Genomic DNA, 891 nt, shown 5'->3' with positions numbered 1-891 from the left:
GGTCAACCTTGCCGCCCGGCGCCTTCGCGTGTCAGCACGTCCAGCACGTTGTTCGCCGCGGCCACGCCCATGTTGACGTAGGCGGCGCTGGTGACGCCCCCGATGTGGGGGCTAAGGATAATGCGCGGCTCTTGCTGGAACGGATGGCCGGCAGGCATGGGCTCGACGGCGAAACTGTCCAGGCCTGCCGCTTGCACATGGCCCGACCGCACGGCCTGCAACAGTGCGTCCTCGTCGACCAGACCGCCGCGCGCCGTGTTCACCAGGATCACGCCCCGCTTGCACTGCGCCAGCGTCGTCGCGTTAAGCATGCCGCGGTTCTCATCGGTGAGCGGGCAGTGCATCGACACCACATCGGCCTCGCGCCAGATCGTGTCCAACGACACATTCTCGATATGGCCCGGCAAGTGCTTTGCATAAGGGTCGAAGCCGATCACGCGCATGTTCAGGCCGTGGACCATGGCCGCCAGGCGCTGGCCGATGGCGCCCAGGCCGATCAGGCCGATGGTCTTGCCGCCCAGCTCCATGCTCTTGTGCGTGGACTTGTCCCAGTGGCCCGCTCGCATGCGCTCGTCCAGCCCGACGACCGATTTGGCGCAGGCCAGAAGCAGCGCCAGCGCCTGTTCCGCCACGGCGGCGGCGTTCACGCCGACTGCGGCGACGACCTGGATGCCGCGTTCGGCGGCCGCCGTCTTGTCAATGGTGTCGGTGCCGCTGCCATGCTTGGAGATCACACGCAGGGCGGGGGCCGCGTCCATCGCCGCGGCGCCCACCTTGCTGTACCGCACGATGATGGCCACCGGGTCGTGCTTGCGGCACAGCGCCACGATGTCGCTCTCCGTCGGTGTTTTTCCAGCGAAAACCAGCTCAAAATTCTGGAGTCGCGCAAGC

At 67.1% G+C, this 891-nt stretch carries 1 protein-coding gene; it reads right to left on the bottom strand.

The genetic code is table 11. From position 1 onward, the window contains the following. Nucleotides 1-2: 2 nt before the first annotated feature. Complete coding sequence (locus ACE039_RS01350) at nt 3-866, bottom strand: NAD(P)-dependent oxidoreductase (protein WP_485821490.1); 864 nt, start codon at nt 864-866, stop codon at nt 3-5. Between the last annotated feature and the right edge of the window lie 25 nt (nt 867-891).

It is taken from the genome of Achromobacter maghribensis (genome assembly GCF_057334215.1).
This window is presented reverse-complemented; position numbering and strand designations above follow the sequence as displayed.